General features: G+C 69.8%; 15 protein-coding genes. 3 read left to right on the forward strand and 12 right to left on the reverse strand.

Features of this window, described 5'->3' with window-relative positions:
• Nucleotides 1-11: 11 nt before the first annotated feature.
• On the forward strand, nucleotides 12-623 hold the full coding sequence (locus tag AB7I40_RS02975; protein ID WP_428343556.1) for a hypothetical protein: 612 nt from the start codon (nucleotides 12-14) through the stop codon (nucleotides 621-623).
• Here the strand turns inward: AB7I40_RS02975 and AB7I40_RS02980 are convergent.
• The 5 genes from AB7I40_RS02980 to AB7I40_RS03000 form a co-directional block, all read right to left on the reverse strand.
• A complete protein-coding gene (locus AB7I40_RS02980) occupies nucleotides 614-1591 on the reverse strand; it encodes an NAD-dependent epimerase/dehydratase family protein (RefSeq protein WP_428343557.1) in 978 nt (325 codons plus the stop codon). The two genes, AB7I40_RS02975 and AB7I40_RS02980, sit on opposite strands and share 10 nt — an antisense overlap.
• Nucleotides 1588-4125 (reverse strand): alpha/beta fold hydrolase, encoded by a 2538-nt coding sequence (locus AB7I40_RS02985; protein ID WP_428343558.1) that lies wholly within the window; start codon nucleotides 4123-4125, stop codon nucleotides 1588-1590. The genes AB7I40_RS02980 and AB7I40_RS02985 overlap by 4 nt, the downstream gene beginning before the upstream one ends.
• Complete coding sequence (locus AB7I40_RS02990) at nucleotides 4122-5147, reverse strand: 3-oxoacyl-ACP synthase III (RefSeq protein WP_428343559.1); 1026 nt, start codon at nucleotides 5145-5147, stop codon at nucleotides 4122-4124. Before AB7I40_RS02990 ends, AB7I40_RS02985 begins: the two co-directional genes overlap by 4 nt.
• 191 nt (nucleotides 5148-5338) lie before the next feature.
• Entirely contained in the window at nucleotides 5339-5689 is a 351-nt protein-coding gene (locus AB7I40_RS02995; protein ID WP_428343560.1) for a TraR/DksA family transcriptional regulator, read from the reverse strand.
• Entirely contained in the window at nucleotides 5673-6341 is a 669-nt protein-coding gene (locus AB7I40_RS03000) for a winged helix-turn-helix transcriptional regulator (RefSeq protein WP_428343561.1), read from the reverse strand. The genes AB7I40_RS02995 and AB7I40_RS03000 overlap by 17 nt, the downstream gene beginning before the upstream one ends.
• A 130-nt stretch (nucleotides 6342-6471) precedes the next feature.
• Here AB7I40_RS03000 and AB7I40_RS03005 point away from each other — a divergent pair, with 130 nt between their 5' ends.
• Nucleotides 6472-7296 (forward strand): methyltransferase domain-containing protein, encoded by an 825-nt coding sequence (locus tag AB7I40_RS03005; RefSeq protein ID WP_428343562.1) that lies wholly within the window; start codon nucleotides 6472-6474, stop codon nucleotides 7294-7296.
• Here the strand turns inward: AB7I40_RS03005 and AB7I40_RS03010 are convergent.
• Together AB7I40_RS03010 and AB7I40_RS03015 are read right to left on the reverse strand one after the other, a co-directional pair.
• Nucleotides 7283-7834: a hypothetical protein gene (locus AB7I40_RS03010; RefSeq protein WP_428343563.1), complete on the reverse strand. Its 552-nt coding sequence runs from the start codon at nucleotides 7832-7834 to the stop codon at nucleotides 7283-7285. The two genes, AB7I40_RS03005 and AB7I40_RS03010, sit on opposite strands and share 14 nt — an antisense overlap.
• A gap of 272 nt (nucleotides 7835-8106) precedes the next feature.
• Nucleotides 8107-8892, reverse strand: a complete 786-nt coding sequence (locus AB7I40_RS03015; protein WP_428343564.1) for a DUF6318 family protein — start codon at nucleotides 8890-8892, stop codon at nucleotides 8107-8109.
• Between the two features lie 62 nt (nucleotides 8893-8954).
• Here AB7I40_RS03015 and AB7I40_RS03020 point away from each other — a divergent pair, with 62 nt between their 5' ends.
• Entirely contained in the window at nucleotides 8955-10418 is a 1464-nt protein-coding gene (locus tag AB7I40_RS03020) for an MFS transporter (protein ID WP_428343565.1), read from the forward strand.
• A gap of 146 nt (nucleotides 10419-10564) precedes the next feature.
• Here the strand turns inward: AB7I40_RS03020 and AB7I40_RS03025 are convergent, their stop codons facing one another.
• The 5 genes from AB7I40_RS03025 to AB7I40_RS03045 are packed head-to-tail and all read right to left on the reverse strand — an operon-like array spanning nucleotide 10565 to nucleotide 15350.
• A complete protein-coding gene (locus tag AB7I40_RS03025; RefSeq protein ID WP_428343566.1) occupies nucleotides 10565-11365 on the reverse strand; it encodes a transporter substrate-binding domain-containing protein in 801 nt (266 codons plus the stop codon).
• A 1-nt stretch (nucleotide 11366) separates the two neighbouring features.
• Nucleotides 11367-11963 carry a GTP-binding protein gene (locus tag AB7I40_RS03030; RefSeq protein WP_428343567.1) on the reverse strand — a complete coding sequence of 199 codons (597 nt, stop codon included), beginning with the start codon at nucleotides 11961-11963 and terminating at the stop codon, nucleotides 11367-11369.
• Nucleotides 11944-12315, reverse strand: coding sequence for a DUF742 domain-containing protein (locus tag AB7I40_RS03035; protein ID WP_428343568.1), 372 nt, complete (start codon nucleotides 12313-12315; stop codon nucleotides 11944-11946). The genes AB7I40_RS03030 and AB7I40_RS03035 overlap by 20 nt, the downstream gene beginning before the upstream one ends.
• A 12-nt stretch (nucleotides 12316-12327) precedes the next feature.
• The gene (locus AB7I40_RS03040) at nucleotides 12328-12777 is read right to left on the reverse strand and encodes a roadblock/LC7 domain-containing protein (protein ID WP_428343569.1); all 450 of its coding nucleotides are present in this window, start codon (nucleotides 12775-12777) and stop codon (nucleotides 12328-12330) included.
• Nucleotides 12774-15350 (reverse strand): sensor histidine kinase, encoded by a 2577-nt coding sequence (locus AB7I40_RS03045; RefSeq protein ID WP_428343570.1) that lies wholly within the window; start codon nucleotides 15348-15350, stop codon nucleotides 12774-12776. Before AB7I40_RS03045 ends, AB7I40_RS03040 begins: the two co-directional genes overlap by 4 nt.
• Between the last annotated feature and the right edge of the window lie 5 nt (nucleotides 15351-15355).

Genomic DNA, 15355 nt, shown 5'->3' on the forward strand with positions numbered 1-15355 from the left:
AGGACCTCCTCATGACCGACAACGGACTGACCCTCGACCAGGCCGTCGACCTGACCCGGACCGGCGACCTCTGGCTGTTCCGTGGCCGCTCCGCTGCGGATCAGGCTATCCGGGTGCTCACCAACGCGCCCGTCAACCACGTCGGCATGGCAGTGGTCCTCGACGACATGCCGCCGCTCATGTGGCACGCCGAGCTCGGCAAGGGACTCATGGACATGTGGACCGGCAAGCATCATCGCGGCGTACAGCTGCACGACCTGCGGGCCGCTGTCGACCAGTGGACCGGTCGCTACGCCCAGGAGGCGTGGTTGCGGCAGCTCTCGGTGACCATCACTCCTGAGATGGAGGCGGGGCTGCTGCGGAGCATCGCCCGGCTCGACGGCACCCCGTTCCCGGCCACGGTGGCGTTGGCGGGACGGTGGATCCGCGGGCGGGTACGGCGCCCGGCGGCTGCGGAGACGACGTACTGCGCCGAGGTGGTGGCTGCGACGTACGCCGAGATGGGCCTGCTCGACGGACGGCGACCCACGAACTACTACGACCCGGGCCGGTTCTGGTCCGGCGACGACCTCGACCTCCAGCTCGGGGCCACCCTCGGCGAGGAGATCCGGGTCTACGACTGAGACCGGTAGGACGCCCCGAGGAGGGCGAAGCCCTCGTCGAGGGAGACCTCGGGCGCCCAGTCCAGCAGGTCGCGGGTGCGGCGCTGGTCGAACCAGTGCGCCGTGGTGAGCTGTTCGGCCAGGAAACGGGTCAGCGGCGGCGTGTCCGAGCGGCGGGTGAGCGACCAGACCGCCTCCACCACTCCCCCGGCCAGCCAGCCCGCCCCGGCCGGCACCCGCCGGGTGGGTTCGGGCACCCCGGCCGCGCGGCACAACGAGCCGAGGATCTCCTCCACGGTCCGCGGCTCGCCGTTGGAGACGACGAGCGCCTCGCCGTGGACACCGTCGGGGGAACAGGCCTCGACACCCGCCACCAGCGCGGCCGCCGCGTTGTCCACGTAGGTGGTGTCGATCAACGCCGTGCCGGATCCCAGCAACGGCAGTCGGCCGGCTCTCGCCCGGGCGACGATCCGGGCCACGAGCTGGGTGTCGCCCGGGCCCCACACGAGGTGCGGGCGCAGGGCGAGCACCGCGAGGTCGGGACCGTCAGCGGCCAGGGCCAGAAGCTCCGAGACGGCCTTGGAGCGGGCGTAGTGTCCGCGGGCACGCTCCGGATCGGCCGCCCCGGCCCCTACCCCCACCAGGGCATGTCCGGCATGTGCCACGGACGGCGAGGACACCTGGACCAGCCGTGCTACGCCGGCGCGCCGGGAGGCGTCGACGACCTGCGCTGTACCCTCGATGTTGGCGTGCGCATAGGCCTCCCACCGGCCGACGACGTCGACCTTGGCTGCCAGGTGGACGACCGCGTCCTGGCCCCGGACGGCCCGGGCCACCGCTGCAGGGTCCGCCACATCGCCCAGGACCTCACGCAGGTCCAGCCCGGAGCTTCGGCGTTGCAGCACGGTGACCTCGTCGCCACGTGCGGCCAGCTGCCGTGCCGTGACCCGGCCCAGCATGCCGCTGGCACCGGTGACGAGGACCTTCACCGTCGCGGGAGGTGGCGTGACCCGGCGAGCACGCGCTCGGCTCGTCGGGCGACCTCACGGCGGTCGATCTTGGAGGCGTGACGGATGTCGACGGGCAGGGCTCGGGTGACGAGTACGGCACTCACCTCGACCCCGGCTCGGGCCCGGACCGCGTTGCGCAGTGAGGCGTCGGCCGAGCGCAGCGTGCGCGGCGCGTCAGCCTCGGGCACGACCACGACGACGACGGCCTGGGTGCCGACCGGTCCGACCCCGACGACGGCTGCGGAACGCACCGTGTCGAGCCCCTCGATGCGCTGCTCGACGGGGACCGGGGTGATGACTCCGGTCGGCGCCGTGATGACGTGGACCAGCCGTCCCTCGACCCAGAGTCGGCCGTCGAGGTCGAGATGACCCACGTCGCCGGTCCGATGCCATCCGGGGTCGCGGGAGCTCTCACGCTCGGTGGCCCAGAGGGCGTCGTACCGGTCCTTGACGTGGGCGGCGCTGACACAGATCTCGCCAGTCACGCCCGCTTCGCTCGAGAGCAGACCGTCCGAGGAACCGTCAGGAGCGAGTGGGCTGAGGGCGACGCTCACGCCGGGCAGCGGCATCCCGACGCAGACACCGGCACCGGTGCCGGCCGCGCGGATCTGCTCCAGGGACACATCGGTGACCGGGAGTGCCTCGGTCATGCCGTACGGCGTGTGCGCCTCAGCCGTGGGCAGCACGTCCTGGAGCGCCTCGAGCAGGCTGACGGGCACCGGGGCGCCGGCGGACATCACCAGGCGGACCCGACCCAGCGCGTGGCGCTGCGTGGCGTCGAGGTCGGCGGCGGTGGCCACCACGTTGCGCAGGGCGGCGGGTGAGGCGAAGACGATCGTCGCGTCGATCGCCGCTGCGGCATCGCCGAGCGCTGCCGCGGTGAGGGTGCCCGGCGCAGTCACGTCGATGTCCGGCACTGCCGAGCCGATGCCGAGCGCCGGACCCAGCAGGGCGAACGGTGCGAAGGCGGCCACCAGGCGGTCGTCGGGCTTCACGGCGTAGGTGGTGCGGATCAGTTCCATCTGGGCCGACACCTGGCGATGCCGGTAGACGACACCCTTGGCCGGCCCGGTGGCGCCGGAGGTGAACACGACGGCGCACTCCTGGTCGCCCTCGGGCTCTGCCGGGAGAGGCACGCTGCGGCCCAGTGCGGTCAGCGAGGCCAGGTCGTGGATGGCGCCGAGGACACGGCTGGCACGTCGGGCGGCGATCCTGCTGCCGGGCAGGCGCATGGCGCGGGCTGCGGCCAGCCCCGGTCCGGCGCCGATGACGTGGTCGACGTCGGCACCACGCAGGGCGCGACGCATCCCGGTGAAGCCGAGTCCCTTGTCCGCGACGACGATGACGGCGCCGGCCCGCCAGACGGCGTACACCGCCGCCGTCAGGTCTGCGGACGGTTCGACCAGGAGCGCCACCCGGTGGCCGGGGCGTACGCCGACCGCGGCCAGGCCGGCGGCCAGGTCGCGGACCCGTTCGTCGAGGTCACGCCAGCTCACGGTGGCGCCGCCGACCTCGACCACAGCCGGGGCCGGGTCGTCGCAACGCTCCTCGAGGGCGGACCACAGGTGCCGCCCGGTGCTCGCCGGCTCGGAGTCCGGCCGGGCCGGGGGTGCTGCAAGGTCGCCCAGCCAGGCGGTGATGGCTTCGACGTACTGCGGAGCATCCTCGGTGACCAGGTGGCTGGCGCCTTCGTAGCGGTGCAGCTGGGCTTGCGGCAGCCGCTCGCGGAGGTCAGCGAGGTACTTCTCGCCGAAGACGGGGTCCCGTGGCCCCCACAGGAGCAGGGCCGGGACGTCGAGGGAGCGGACGCCCTCGGCGATCGCCTCGACGGCCTCGCGGGAGGGATGGGCGCCGGCGAAGGGGATGTCGGCGACGAAGTCGCCGACGGCGCGACGGCGCAGCGCCGTGGCGTAGGGGGCGGCCAGCGCGTCACGGACATCGTGGGGCAGAGCCGGCCTCGACAGCGCCGAGGTGGCGCGCACGAAGAGGGGGGTGCGCACACAGGAGAACTCCCGCAAAGCGGGCACGTGGGCCATCCGGATCAGGGCCGGGCCCCGATCGCCGTCGGGCTGGGCGACGGCGGTGTTGGTGAGGACGACTCCTCGCAACTGCTCGGGATGGGCGAGCGCCCAGCCGAGCGAGATGGCGCCGCCCCAGTCGTGACCGACGGTGATCACCGGTCCGGTGACGCCGAGGGCCGCGGTGAGGTCACCGAGGTCCTGGACGCGCTGCGCGACGGTGCGCTTGTCCTCGAGACGCTCGGACCACCCCATGCCGAGGTGGTCGGGCGCGATCACCCGCCAGCCTTCGGGTGCGCCGGCCAGCAGGCGGCGCCACAGGTAGGACCAGGTCGGGTTGCCGTGCACGCACAGCAGCGTGCCGTGGGTGGGCTCGGCGCCGTTGTCGAGGAGGTGCCAGGTGTGCGGTACGCCGCCGGCGTCGGTGACGGTGACCTGCCGCGACCATGCCGGATCCAGTCCGGGCAGGCCGGCCAGACCAGTCGGTTCGGTCACCAGACCAGCTCGAGGACGGAGGCGTTGAGCCCCGAGCCGATGCCCATCAGGAGCACCCGGTCGCCTCCGCTGAGGGTGTCGGACTGGGTGGCCAGGGTGAACGGCACCGAGACAGGTCCGATGTTGCCGCGTTCGGGGAAGCTGCGCGGGACCAGCGTGGGGTCGATCTCGAGAGCCTTGCACAGCGCGTCGGTGTGCACCTGCGAGACCTGGTGGATGATGTAGCGGTCCATGCCCGCGCCCCAGCCGAACTCCGGTGCCGCCTCGTTCCACAGCTCGGTGGACAGGGCCAGGCCCGCGTCGAGCAGCCCTTTGAGGTCGGTCTCCATCACGCCGTTGTCGCCGATGCAGAGCTCGTGGTGCTCGGTGCCGGCGCGACTGACGCCGGCCACGATCCGGTGTCCTTCGGGATGGTGGTCGGCACGGCCCAGGACCATGGCGGCCGCCCCGGAACCCAGCGTGAGGGTGGCGAACTGGCTCAGGACGTCACGCGCCGTGGTCTCGGGGCGCAGGAGCTTCTCGATGGTGGCTTCCTGCACCGGACGGGCATCCTCGCCGTCGACGACGAGCGCGTAGTCGACGAAGCCGCCGTCGATCATGGAGGCCGCCAGTTCCATGCCGTTGACGAATCCGAGGCAGGCGTTGGTGATGTCGAAGTTCTGGCAGGAGGTGGGCAGGCCGACGGCGTGGTGGACGGCGACTGCGGTGGCGGGCTCGAGGTGGACCCGGCTGACCGAGGTGTTGACCATCAGGCCGATGTTCGCGGGGTCGACACCGCTCTCACCGATCGCCTTGGCGGCCGCGGTGGCGGCGCCGTCGACGAACGTGGTGCCTTCCTCCCACCAGCGGCGAGACTTGATCCCGGCGAGGCGCTCGAGCAGTCCGGGCCGCAGACCCACCCGCTTGAGGGTCGGCGCGAGCCGCTCGTCGAGCTCGGCAGACGTGACGATCTGCGAGGCGTCGACGTTGGCAACGGCCAGGATGGCGGCGTTGCTGAACCGGTGAGTGGTGTTGCCGTTCAAATGCGGGTCCCATCGATTGACGCGCGCTCGACCGACCGCACGCTTCCTTCGTTCCTCGGGGCCTGCAGTGCCCCGAAGGTACAACGGTATGCCGAGCAGCCCAATCGCGCTGAATCCCGAGCACATCGACCGGTCGCAGATGTACCTGTCAATCCCGCCGACCTGTCGCAGATGTACAGGTCGAAGGGGTGTCATCGCGCGCAGCCGATGCAGCGTAGGGCGGTGGGCCGGGCCTCCAGGCGCTCGACCGGGATCGGCGTACCGCACACCTCGCAGATGCCGTACCCATCGGCGTCCAACCGCCTCAGTGCCTGGTCGATCTGTTCGACCTGGCGCTCGGCCTGACGGACGAGGGCGTCGATCTGGGAGCGTTCGAAAGCGATGGTGGCCCCTTCGGGGTCGTGCTCGTCGTCGGCGTTGGTGTCTCGAGATGCCTCCACGATGCCGTCGAAGTCCGAGTTGAGTTGGGCGAGCCGCGCGACGGTCCGCTGGCGCTCGGCGAGGAGCCTGGCACGCGGGTCCGGGTCAGGCGGGGCGTTCAACGGCCGCGAGCTTCATGTGGCCGAGCCACAGGGGTACGTCGCGTGCGGCGACGCCGGAGATGCTGACGAGGTCCTCCTTCAGTGCGCCGGGCCAGCGCAGGTCCCCGCGCCAGAGCCGGATCATGGTGCGCAGCCGAGTGGTCACGGTGGCGGAGAGGTCGAAACCCGGGTCGGCGTCACAGACGTCGACGTCGCCGTCGGTGACGCACAGCCACCAGCGGGCGATCCGGGGTGCGACGTCGGCGAACTCGAAGCCCAGGACCGTCCGCCCACTCGGCCAGACCTCGAGCGGGATGGTCCGGTGGATGTCCCACAGCAGCAGGTGGGGGTCGAGATCCTCCTCGCCGAGTGAGCCGATCCAGCGGATGCCCCACGCGCCGAGGCCTTCGACGACCGGGCGCAGCTCTTCGCCGGCAGGGGTGAGGGTGTAGCTGCTGCGACCGTCGTGGAGCTCACGGCGTACGACTCCGGCCCGCTCGAGGGTGCGCAACCGCTTCGAGAGCAGCGCGGGCGACATCTTGGGGTTGCCGCGTCGCAGGTCGTTGAAGTGGGTGCTTCCGGCGAGCAGTTCGCGGATCACGAGCAGGGTCCAACGCTCGTCGAGAAGTTCCATGGCCTTGGCGACCGGGCAGAACTGGCCATACGACGACATCAGGGCCTCCTTCGCCTGTTCGTTCCAGTAGACGCCACGGCGGCGGGTGATCGCCAGTACAGATCTGGAACTGGAGCGGCGGCTCGGGGCGTTCGACGCTGGACTTCCCAACTGACACAGGAGAACAACCATGAACCACCAGGCAACGATCGCCCCCGACCTCAAGGCCAAGCATCGAGCGATGTGGGCTCTCGGGGACTATGCGGCCGTGGCGAGCGATGTCATCCCGGCACTCGGCCCAACGCTGGTGAGTGCAGCCGGCGTGCGGGCCGGGGACCGAGTGCTCGACGTCGCTGCCGGGTCGGGAAATGCGTCCGTGCCGGCGGCACGTCTCGGTGCGAGCGTCGTCGCCTCGGACCTGACCCCGGAACTACTGGAGGTGGGCCGTCGCGAGGCGGAGTCGCAAGGGATCGATCTGGAGTGGGAACAGGGTGATGCGGAGGCGTTGCCGTTCGTAGACTCGTCTTTCGACGCGGTGATCTCGTGTGTGGGCGTGATGTTCGCGCCGCACCATCAGGAGGCGGCCGACGAGTTGGTGCGGGTGTGCCGCCCCGGCGGGACGATCGGGCTGCTGAGCTGGACGCCGGAAGGGTTCATCGGTCAGATGTTCGCCACCATGAAGCCGTTCGCACCGCCGCCGCCGGCGGGCGTGCAGCCGCCGCCCCTGTGGGGTCGTGAGGAGCACGTCCGCGGTCTGCTCGGCGATCGGGTGACCGACGTCGCCGCACGCACGGAGCGGCTCACTGTGGGGAGTTTTGCCGACGGGGCGGCGTTCCGGGACTTCTTCAAGGCCACCTATGGGCCGACGATCGCGGTGTACCGGGCCATCGCCGACGATCCGGCGAAGGTAGCGGCACTCGACGCCGAGCTTGCGGACCTGGCTCGTCGTCACGACGTCGGGGGCGGCCGGATGGAGTGGGAGTACCTCGTGCTCACCGCGATCACCCGCCCGTGAGTACGCCGCGCGCTTCGCGGACCTTGAGCTGGACGGGCTGCCCGGCGATAGCGACGGTGCCGTCGACATCCTGGAAGGCTCCATGTCCGTTGATCCGGAACTGAGCTGCCCACGTGGTGTCGACCTGCACCGGGACGGCCTCGGCTGCGGCCCGGTAGGTGTGGCTGATGTAGCCGTCCATCGCCAACCCCGGGTCATAGGGGACGCCGGGCCAGTCTGTGGTGAGAGGGGCGGAGCCGTCCCCGGGATCCCAGGTGTACGACGCCGGGCGGATCCGGAGCTCCACACGTTGGCCGAGCACCGTGACCTCAGTGCTGAACTCGGCCGCGTGCGTCGAGTAGATCGTGGCGAGGTTGACCAGCGTCTGCCCGCCCGGCGGCTGAATCGTCACCTCCGACGCCGGCAGCGGCACCTGCTCGAACGCACGGCGGATCATCGCCATCGTGATCGTGGGTGTCGCTGCGGGTGGAGGGTCGGTGAGGCACTGGTCCCAGGAGCGTTCGCTGCCGTCGGAGTAGTGGGCGGTGACGTGGTACATCAATCCGCCATCGCCACAGGCCACGGTTCCGTGGCAGATCCCCGTGGCTCCGGGTTCGCAGACTGGAACATAGTTGGATTGGAGAGCAATAACCGAGACTGGACCTCCGGTCGCTGAAGAGGTAAAGCCTTCTTCTGCGTTGGTAAAACTCACATTGAATGAGCTGTTCCCGACGCTCGCAGTCGGATCATCCACCGCGCCGTTTGCGGCTGCAGCGGCCCCAAGGGCAAATATCGCGGCACCCGCCACCCTGGCTGCTATCCAGGCAGCCTTCACTGGATGTCCATCCGATCCAGTTGCCACCTGTCCTGCCATGCCAGAGACATTGCGAAGGTCCTCTTACCGCCACTAAACCTTTCCCGTCGATTTGGATGACGACGAACCACCAATTCGGGTGACTGCGCCACGCGCAACGAAACGCTCACGCGATCCGTCTCGTCGAGCGTCGCCACGGCCTGTAGGACTCGCCAACCGTCTGAACGGACATGCCCGCCAGAGCCGTAGATCCCATGAATGTGCCTTGTGAGGTTGCGACAGCTCTCGCACGCATGCGTCCCAAGTTTCGCCAGAGTAACGGCGTCCCCCGTCGTCATCGCGTGATTGAACACATCGATCCAGTGCCTCGCGAAGGCTTCGGCCCCGGCACGCGTGTGCCTCTCCCACGCCGCCTTTTCGGGCGGCCGATCAACGGACGCTGACGGAGTCGGCGCCGGGGTGTTGGGCGCCGACTGAACGGTGTCGTCGTCGCAGCCCGACAAAAGCACCACACAGAAAATCGTTGACAACAAACCGACCAACCCGCGCACCAGATGCCTCCCCCCGAGTCCGACCCCTCCAAGCAGAGGTCTAGACCGGCAGGGTAGTGAGCCCGCGAGCTCGTGGGGAAGACCCGAATGCACGTCCTGTGGAAACAGGCTCGGACGAACGTCACGTTCCACCACAAATGGGGCTGCGAGGGCAGTCCGAACGTGAAAATCGACCGCGGGTGATGCGAGCACCGTCACACACAAACCCTGTCCAGCTCGGAATGCATCGGCATCGTTGAAGGTTGCAACCATTGCCCGGGCTCTCAATGGCGTGGTTCGGCGACCGCTCAGCCCGACGACTCGATGGGGACCCGATGGCACGCACTGACCGCAGGACCGACTACCGCGTGACCTTCCTGGTCCTCTGCGTCGGTGTCTCCTCGTTCTCCCTGCTGCAGTCGATGGTCACCCCGGTCCTTCCCACGATCCAGGCCGCGCTCGACACCGACCAGGCGACGGTGACCTGGGTCCTCACCGCCTACCTGCTGTCCGCGTCAGTCTTCACCCCGATCATCGGACGCATCGGCGACAAGGTCGGCAAGGAACGCATGCTGGTCTTCGCGCTCGTCGCCCTCACGCTCGGCTCGCTGATGGCGGCCCTCGCGCCCAGCATCGGCGTACTCATCGCAGCCCGAGCCGTCCAAGGCATCGGCGGCGGCGTACTGCCCTTGACCTTCGGCATCATCCGCGACGAGTTCCCGCGCGACAAGGTCGCCGGAGCAGTGGGTACGTCGGCCGCGCTGCTCGCCGTCGGCGGCGGTGTGGGCCTCGTGCTGGCCGGACCCGTGGTGGACGCCTTGAGCTATCACTGGCTCTTCTGGCTCCCCATGGTCATGACCCTCGTTGCCGCCATCGCCGCAGCCGTGTGGGTGCCGGAGTCGCCGGAGCGCACCCCGGGCAGGATCAACGTCGGCAGCGCGGTGCTGATGTCGGTGTGGCTGGTAGCCCTCCTCCTCGCCGTCAGTCAGGGCCACAGTTGGGGCTGGTCCTCAGCGCGCGTGCTGAGCCTGTTCGCCGCTGCTGCCGTGTTCCTGCCGGTGTGGGTGATCGCGGAGACCCGCAGCGACGAGCCCCTGGTCGACATGAAGATGATGCGCATCCCCACTGTGTGGACCGTCAACCTGGTGGCGCTGCTGTTCGGCATGGGCATGTATTCGATGTTCGCGTTCCTGCCGTCCTTCCTGCAGACCCCGCAACTGACCGGCTACGGCTTCGGAGTCTCGGTGACGGAGTCGGGGCTCCTCCTGCTGCCCCAAACCCTCGCCACCTTCATCGCCGGCGTGTTGTCGGGTCGTCTGGCTGCCCGCTACGGCTCGAAACCGCTTCTCGTGGCGGGTGCGACCCTGACAGCTGTCGGCACCCTCGGTCTCGCCGTGCTGCACAGCCAGCTCTGGCTGGTCGTCGTGGAGACGACGATCCTGGGCCTCGCCTTCGGTCTCGCCTTCGCAGCCATGTCCAACCTGGTCGTCGCCGCCGTACCGCAGACCCAGACCGGCGTTGCCAGCGGCATGAACGCCAACATCCGGACCGTGGGTGGCGCACTCGGCGGCGCCGTACTCGCCAGCGTCGTTACGGCAGGCGCCCGCGCCGACGGTCTCCCGATCGAGGCCGGCTACACCCACGGTTTCGGGCTGTTGGCGGTCACCTCGGCGCTTGCCGCACTCGTGGCCGTGTTCGTGCCGGTGATCCGCGCACAGACCCACCTCGTGCCCGGCCCCCAGGCCGAGGCCGAGGCAGCGGAGGCTGTTGGTCAGCCCGTGGGCGCAGCGCGCAGCTGAGCCCCTCGCGCCCCTGCTTCCCCATGGGGCCATGGTGAAACTGCAGTTCCCTTGATCAATCCACCGAGGGAAGTGGCGGTTGGCCTGCATACCTTGATGAACCACCCGCGCCATGAACCACCCGCGTCATGAACCACCCGCAACCATCAGTTGGCTGGCGCGACCCCGAACCACTTGCTGTAGATCTCGTCGTACCCACCTTGGGACTTCAGGTCGGCCAGCACGTCGTTGATCGTGCGCAGCAGGTCGACGCTGCCGTTCTTCTTCACGGCCATGCCGTACTGCTCGCCGGTGTCGAACTCGGCGGCCAACTGGAAGCCCGGGTTGCGGGCCACGACGTCACCCACGACGGTGTTGTCGTAGACGGCTGCGTCGACCTCACCCCCCTTGAGGGCGACATCCATGGCTGAGGCGTCCTCGAACGGCACGATCTCGGCGTCGCCGGGCGCGTTGTCGGTGACGTAGAGCTCACCGGTCGTGCCGCCCTGGACGCCGATCTTCTTGCCGTCGAGGTCCTCGAGCGTCTTCACGTCGGAGTCCTTGGGGACCACCATGGCCTGCGAGGCGTCGAAGTAGGGGCTGGAGAAGTCGAGCACCCGCGCCCGCTCGCCGGTGATGGTCATGGCCGAGATCGCCACGTCACAGTCGGCGGAGTTCAACGAGTCACCGGACTGGATGGCGTCGAAGTCGGTGTCGACGATGACGGGCTTCACCTTGAGGCGGGCCGCGACGGCGTCGATCAGGTCGATGTCGAAGCCGATCGGCTTGCCGCCCTTCATCGACTCGAACGGCTCGTAGGGCATGTCGGTGCAGACCGTCAGTGACCCCGCGGTGACGAACTGCGGGTTCAGGGGGGCCGCTGCCGGGGTGCCCTCCGCTGAACCGCAGCCGGCCAGGGCTGCGGAGAGGATGACCAGCCCGGCGGCTGATCCTGCCAGTTTCAACATGTCAGTTAACCGCCGTGGAGAGGGACTCGGTGAGTCGTTGGAGGGCGTACTCGGTGACGCGGACGAGCGCGCGCTTGGCGGACTCCCGGTCGCGAGCATCGATGGAGATGATGGGTACGTCGTCGGGCAGGGCCAGCGCGCTGGCCACCTCGTCGAGCGTGAACTGGTCGGTGCCGTCGAAGTGGTTGACGGCCACGATGAACGGCAGACCCTTCGACTCGAAGTAGTCCAGCGGCGAGAAGGAGTCGTCGAGACGAGCGGTGTCGACGAGCACGATCGCGCCGATGGCGCCCAGGCACAGGTCGTCCCACATGAACCAGAAGCGGCGCTGCCCCGGCGTACCGAACAGGTAGAGCACAAGGTCCTCGGCCAAGGTCAGCCGGCCGAAGTCCATGGCGACCGTGGTCGTGGACTTGGTCGGCAGACCGGCGAGGTCGTCGACGCCGGTGGACTCGTTGGTGACCAGCGCCTCGGTCCGCAGGGGGACGATCTCCGAGACCGATCCGACCAGCGTCGTCTTGCCGACGCCGAAGCCGCCGGCGATCACGATCTTCGTCGACGCAGCCTTGCGCGTGGCGCTAGTAGGTGCGTAGTCCACGGAGAGTCCTTTCGATGAGCTCGATGCGCTCGTCCTTCGACGAGCGTTCGGTGATGGTGGCTTGCACCTGGACGAGGCCTTGTTCGATGAGATCGCTGAGCAGGATCCGCACGACGCCGATCGGCTGCTTGACCAGGGCCGAGACCTCGGCCACCGAACGGTGGTCGCAGATCACCAGGACCTGCAGGGCATTGGGCGCCAACTCGACCGAGATGGTCTCCGAGACGCGCAGCAGGGTCGCCTCCACCGGGAGGTGGACGGAGGCCTTGGTGCGGCCTGCGGTGATCGTGTAGGGCCGGACGAATCGAGCCGTCGGGACCGGGTCCATCCCGGCGGCGTCAGCTGCGGTCACGACGCGTCACCCTCAGCCGTCCGCAGCGGGTACGACGCGGGGCTGGGCCGCGACCATGCGACCGACCCGCTCGACCAGGAGGGCCATCTCGTAGCCGACCTGACCGATGTCGGCGCCTGCCTGGGTGAGTACGGCGAGGTTCGAGCCCTCGCCGACGCTCATCAACATCAGGTAGCCCTGCTCCATCTCCACCACGGTCTGCAGCACTGCCCCACCGTCGAACAGGCGGGCGGCACCGACCGCCAGGCTGGCCAGCCCGGAGGAGACGGCTGCGAGCTGTTCGCCGCGCTCGCCCGGGATGCTGGAACTGGCGGCCATGAGCAGCCCGTCAGCAGAGACCAGGATGGCGTGGGCGGCGTCGCTGACCTCGTTGACGAACCGGGTGACCAACCAGTCGAGGACTCGATCGTGATCCAGCGGCTGGTCCACCGCCTGGTCTCCGAAGGCGTCGTGCTCGTTCATGCGGGGCCTTCCGTTGGGTGTTGATCGGCGGCGGCAGCGCGGCCGCGGGAGACGCCGGCGGCGTGGGCCGCCAGGCGCCGGCGAATCGCTTCGGGGTCACGGACGGTGGCCGTGACCTTCTTGGTGACCCCGCCGGGGACGATGCGGGTGCCGGGACTGCGGCGGGGCAGGCCGGCCGGGGTGACCGGGAGTTCAGGCTCGGACTCGGCCACGCGTTCGGCCCGATCCCAGCCGGCTTCGATCTCGGTGGTCTTCCAGGGCGCTTCGCCGCCGTTGGAGCTGAGCCAGGCCGAGCTCATCGCCTTGAAGATCGGGGTGTCGAACGAGTCGTCGGCGGGCAGCGAGGCCACGGGGGCGTCGAGCGGTGACGTCAGGGGCGAGTCGAGAGCTGACTCCGCGGCCGGAGCCTCGACCTTGGGTCGGAACGGGAGGGGTGCTGGGAGCGGGCTCTCCACCGGAGCGGACTCCGGCGGCGCCGGAGCCGCGGGCGCCGGGGCGGCGGGCGGGGCCATCGGCGAGGTGATCGCCTGGAAGCTCTCCCGGGTGGCCGCCGGCTGGCGCCGGGGCAGGCCACGGGCGGCAGCGATCCGGTCCTCGAGGCTCATCGGTGCCGCTTCGGCGACAGGGGCCGGCTGCGCCACGTCCGGGAACGTGGGCTTCGGTGTGAACGGGGTCGGCGGGACGTCCGGCTCGGGTGCCGGCGGTGGTGCGGCACTCGGCGTACGCACGGGGAGGCCGGACGCTGAGGTGAGGGGCGTACGGGGCTCCACCGGGGTGGGCGGCACGAGGCTGGGCTGCGCGACGTCGAGGATCGCGTCGGGCAGCAGCACCATCGCGGACGTGCCGTTGTGCTCGTTGCGACGCAGCGAGACGGTGATGCCGTGCTTGCGGGCGAGGCGGCTGACCACGAAGAGACCCATGCGGCGGGCAGTGTCGGGGGTGACCTCGCCACCGGAGCGCAGCGACTCGTTGATGGTGGCCAGGGACAGCTGGGAGATGCCGAGCCCGGCATCCTCGATCTCGATGGTGACGCCGCCGGTGGTCATCATCGACCCGATGGACACCGTGGTCTCGGGCGAGGAGTAGGACAGGGCGTTGTCGACGAGCTCGGTCAGCAGGTGGACGACGTCAGCGGCGGCCTCGTCGCTGATCCGGACGGTGCTGGCCGAGCCGACCCGCACGCGCTGGTAGTCCTGCACACCAGCGGTCGCCGCCTGCAGGGACGCGGCCACCGTGAGGTCCTCCTGGGCCACGGCGAGGGTCGGGGCGTCGGCGAGGATCAGCAGGCTGTCCGCCGTACGACGCATCCGCGAGGCCAGGTGGTCGAGTCGGAAGAGGCTCTCGAGACGGCGAGGGTCCTCCTCGTCGCTCTCCAGCCTCTCGATGAGGCCGAGCTGCTGGTTGATCAGGGAGGTGTTGCGCCGTGACAGGGTCACGAACATCTCCCCGACCTGGGCCCTCAGGTTGGCCTCGCCGGAGGCGAGGTGGACGGCTTGGCGGTGCATGTCGTCGACGGCACGGGCAAGTTGGCCGACCTCTTCGTGGGTGGTGACGTCGATCGGTTCGATCTTGCCGGGGTCCTCGCCGGCGCGGATCCGGGCGATCGCCTCGGGAAGCTGCTCGTTGGCCACCGCGAGCGTGCCCTCGCGGACCTTGCGCAGCGGCGTGAGGAGCAGGCGGGAGACGAACAGGGCCAACAGGATGGCGGCGAGCAGGGCGAGCGCGGTGATGCCGCCGTTGGTGATGGCGCGGGCTCGCGCGTCACTGGCGGAGGCGGCCAGCTGGGTGTCGATGCCGTTGGTGAGGCTGGTGATGAGTTCGTCGTACGGCGCGTAGGCCTCTGCGCCGCCGAGGTCATCCCCACCGGTGCGGACGGTGCGCGAACGCTGGGCGTTGTCGGTGCGCAGGGTGGCGATCGTGGACTCGGAGTCGCCGAGGGCGCTGGCGAGACGGTCGATGGCGGCACCCTCGACGCCGAGCTCGGCGAAGAGGTCGAGGGACCCGGTGTCGCCGGTTCGGTCGGTGACCACGAGCGCCTGCTGCATGGCGAGCGAGAACCGGCCACCGAGGGTCTGGGCGAGCAGCTCCAGGCGAGGCTCGGGGTCGATCTGGGCGTTGACGATGGTGGTGATGAGCTGCGTGACACCGGACTGCAGCTGGCGCAGCTGGGCAAGCCAGGTGCCGGGGCTGAGGGAGTCAGCGCCGCCCTCACGGATGGCGCGGCTGAGGTCGAGGAGCGCGTCGATCTGGTAGCGCTGCTCGGCCGTCAGGTCGGCGGTCTCCTCGGTGCTGGCGAGTTCGGCGGCGGCGGCCTTGGCGTCCTTGAGAGCGCTGGCGAGCTCAGCCTGGCTGGCCTCGGTCGGGGTCTGGGCGGCCACCATGGCGCGTTCGGCGGCGGTCAGGTAGGCGACGGCCGGCCTGAGCACGGTGACCTGCTGGGCGCTGGTCGAGGAGTTGGCGGCCTCGGTGAGGTCGCGGCGTACCTGCAGACCACCCAGGGTCGCGGCGAGCAGCAGCGGGATGGTGATGGCGAGGGCGACCTTGCGGCGCAGTGGCCACGCTGACAGTGCCAAGGACC

It is taken from the genome of Nocardioides sp., from assembly GCF_050246775.1.
Classification (GTDB): Bacteria; Actinomycetota; Actinomycetes; order Propionibacteriales; family Nocardioidaceae; genus Nocardioides.

What these genes read in the sequence shown, in the direction of transcription:
- AB7I40_RS02975 (WP_428343556.1), top strand. Translation starts at nt 12, where the DNA reads ATGACCGACAACGGACTGACCCTCGACCAGGCCGTCGACCTGACCCGG.
- AB7I40_RS03000 (WP_428343561.1), bottom strand. Translation starts at nt 6,341, where the DNA reads ATGTCGTCGTATGGCCAGTTCTGCCCGGTCGCCAAGGCCATGGAACTT.
- AB7I40_RS03005 (WP_428343562.1), top strand. Translation starts at nt 6,472, where the DNA reads ATGAACCACCAGGCAACGATCGCCCCCGACCTCAAGGCCAAGCATCGA.
- AB7I40_RS03010 (WP_428343563.1), bottom strand. Translation starts at nt 7,834, where the DNA reads ATGTACCACGTCACCGCCCACTACTCCGACGGCAGCGAACGCTCCTGG.
- AB7I40_RS03015 (WP_428343564.1), bottom strand. Translation starts at nt 8,892, where the DNA reads ATGGTTGCAACCTTCAACGATGCCGATGCATTCCGAGCTGGACAGGGT.
- AB7I40_RS03020 (WP_428343565.1), top strand. Translation starts at nt 8,955, where the DNA reads ATGGCACGCACTGACCGCAGGACCGACTACCGCGTGACCTTCCTGGTC.
- AB7I40_RS03025 (WP_428343566.1), bottom strand. Translation starts at nt 11,365, where the DNA reads ATGTTGAAACTGGCAGGATCAGCCGCCGGGCTGGTCATCCTCTCCGCA.
- AB7I40_RS03040 (WP_428343569.1), bottom strand. Translation starts at nt 12,777, where the DNA reads ATGAACGAGCACGACGCCTTCGGAGACCAGGCGGTGGACCAGCCGCTG.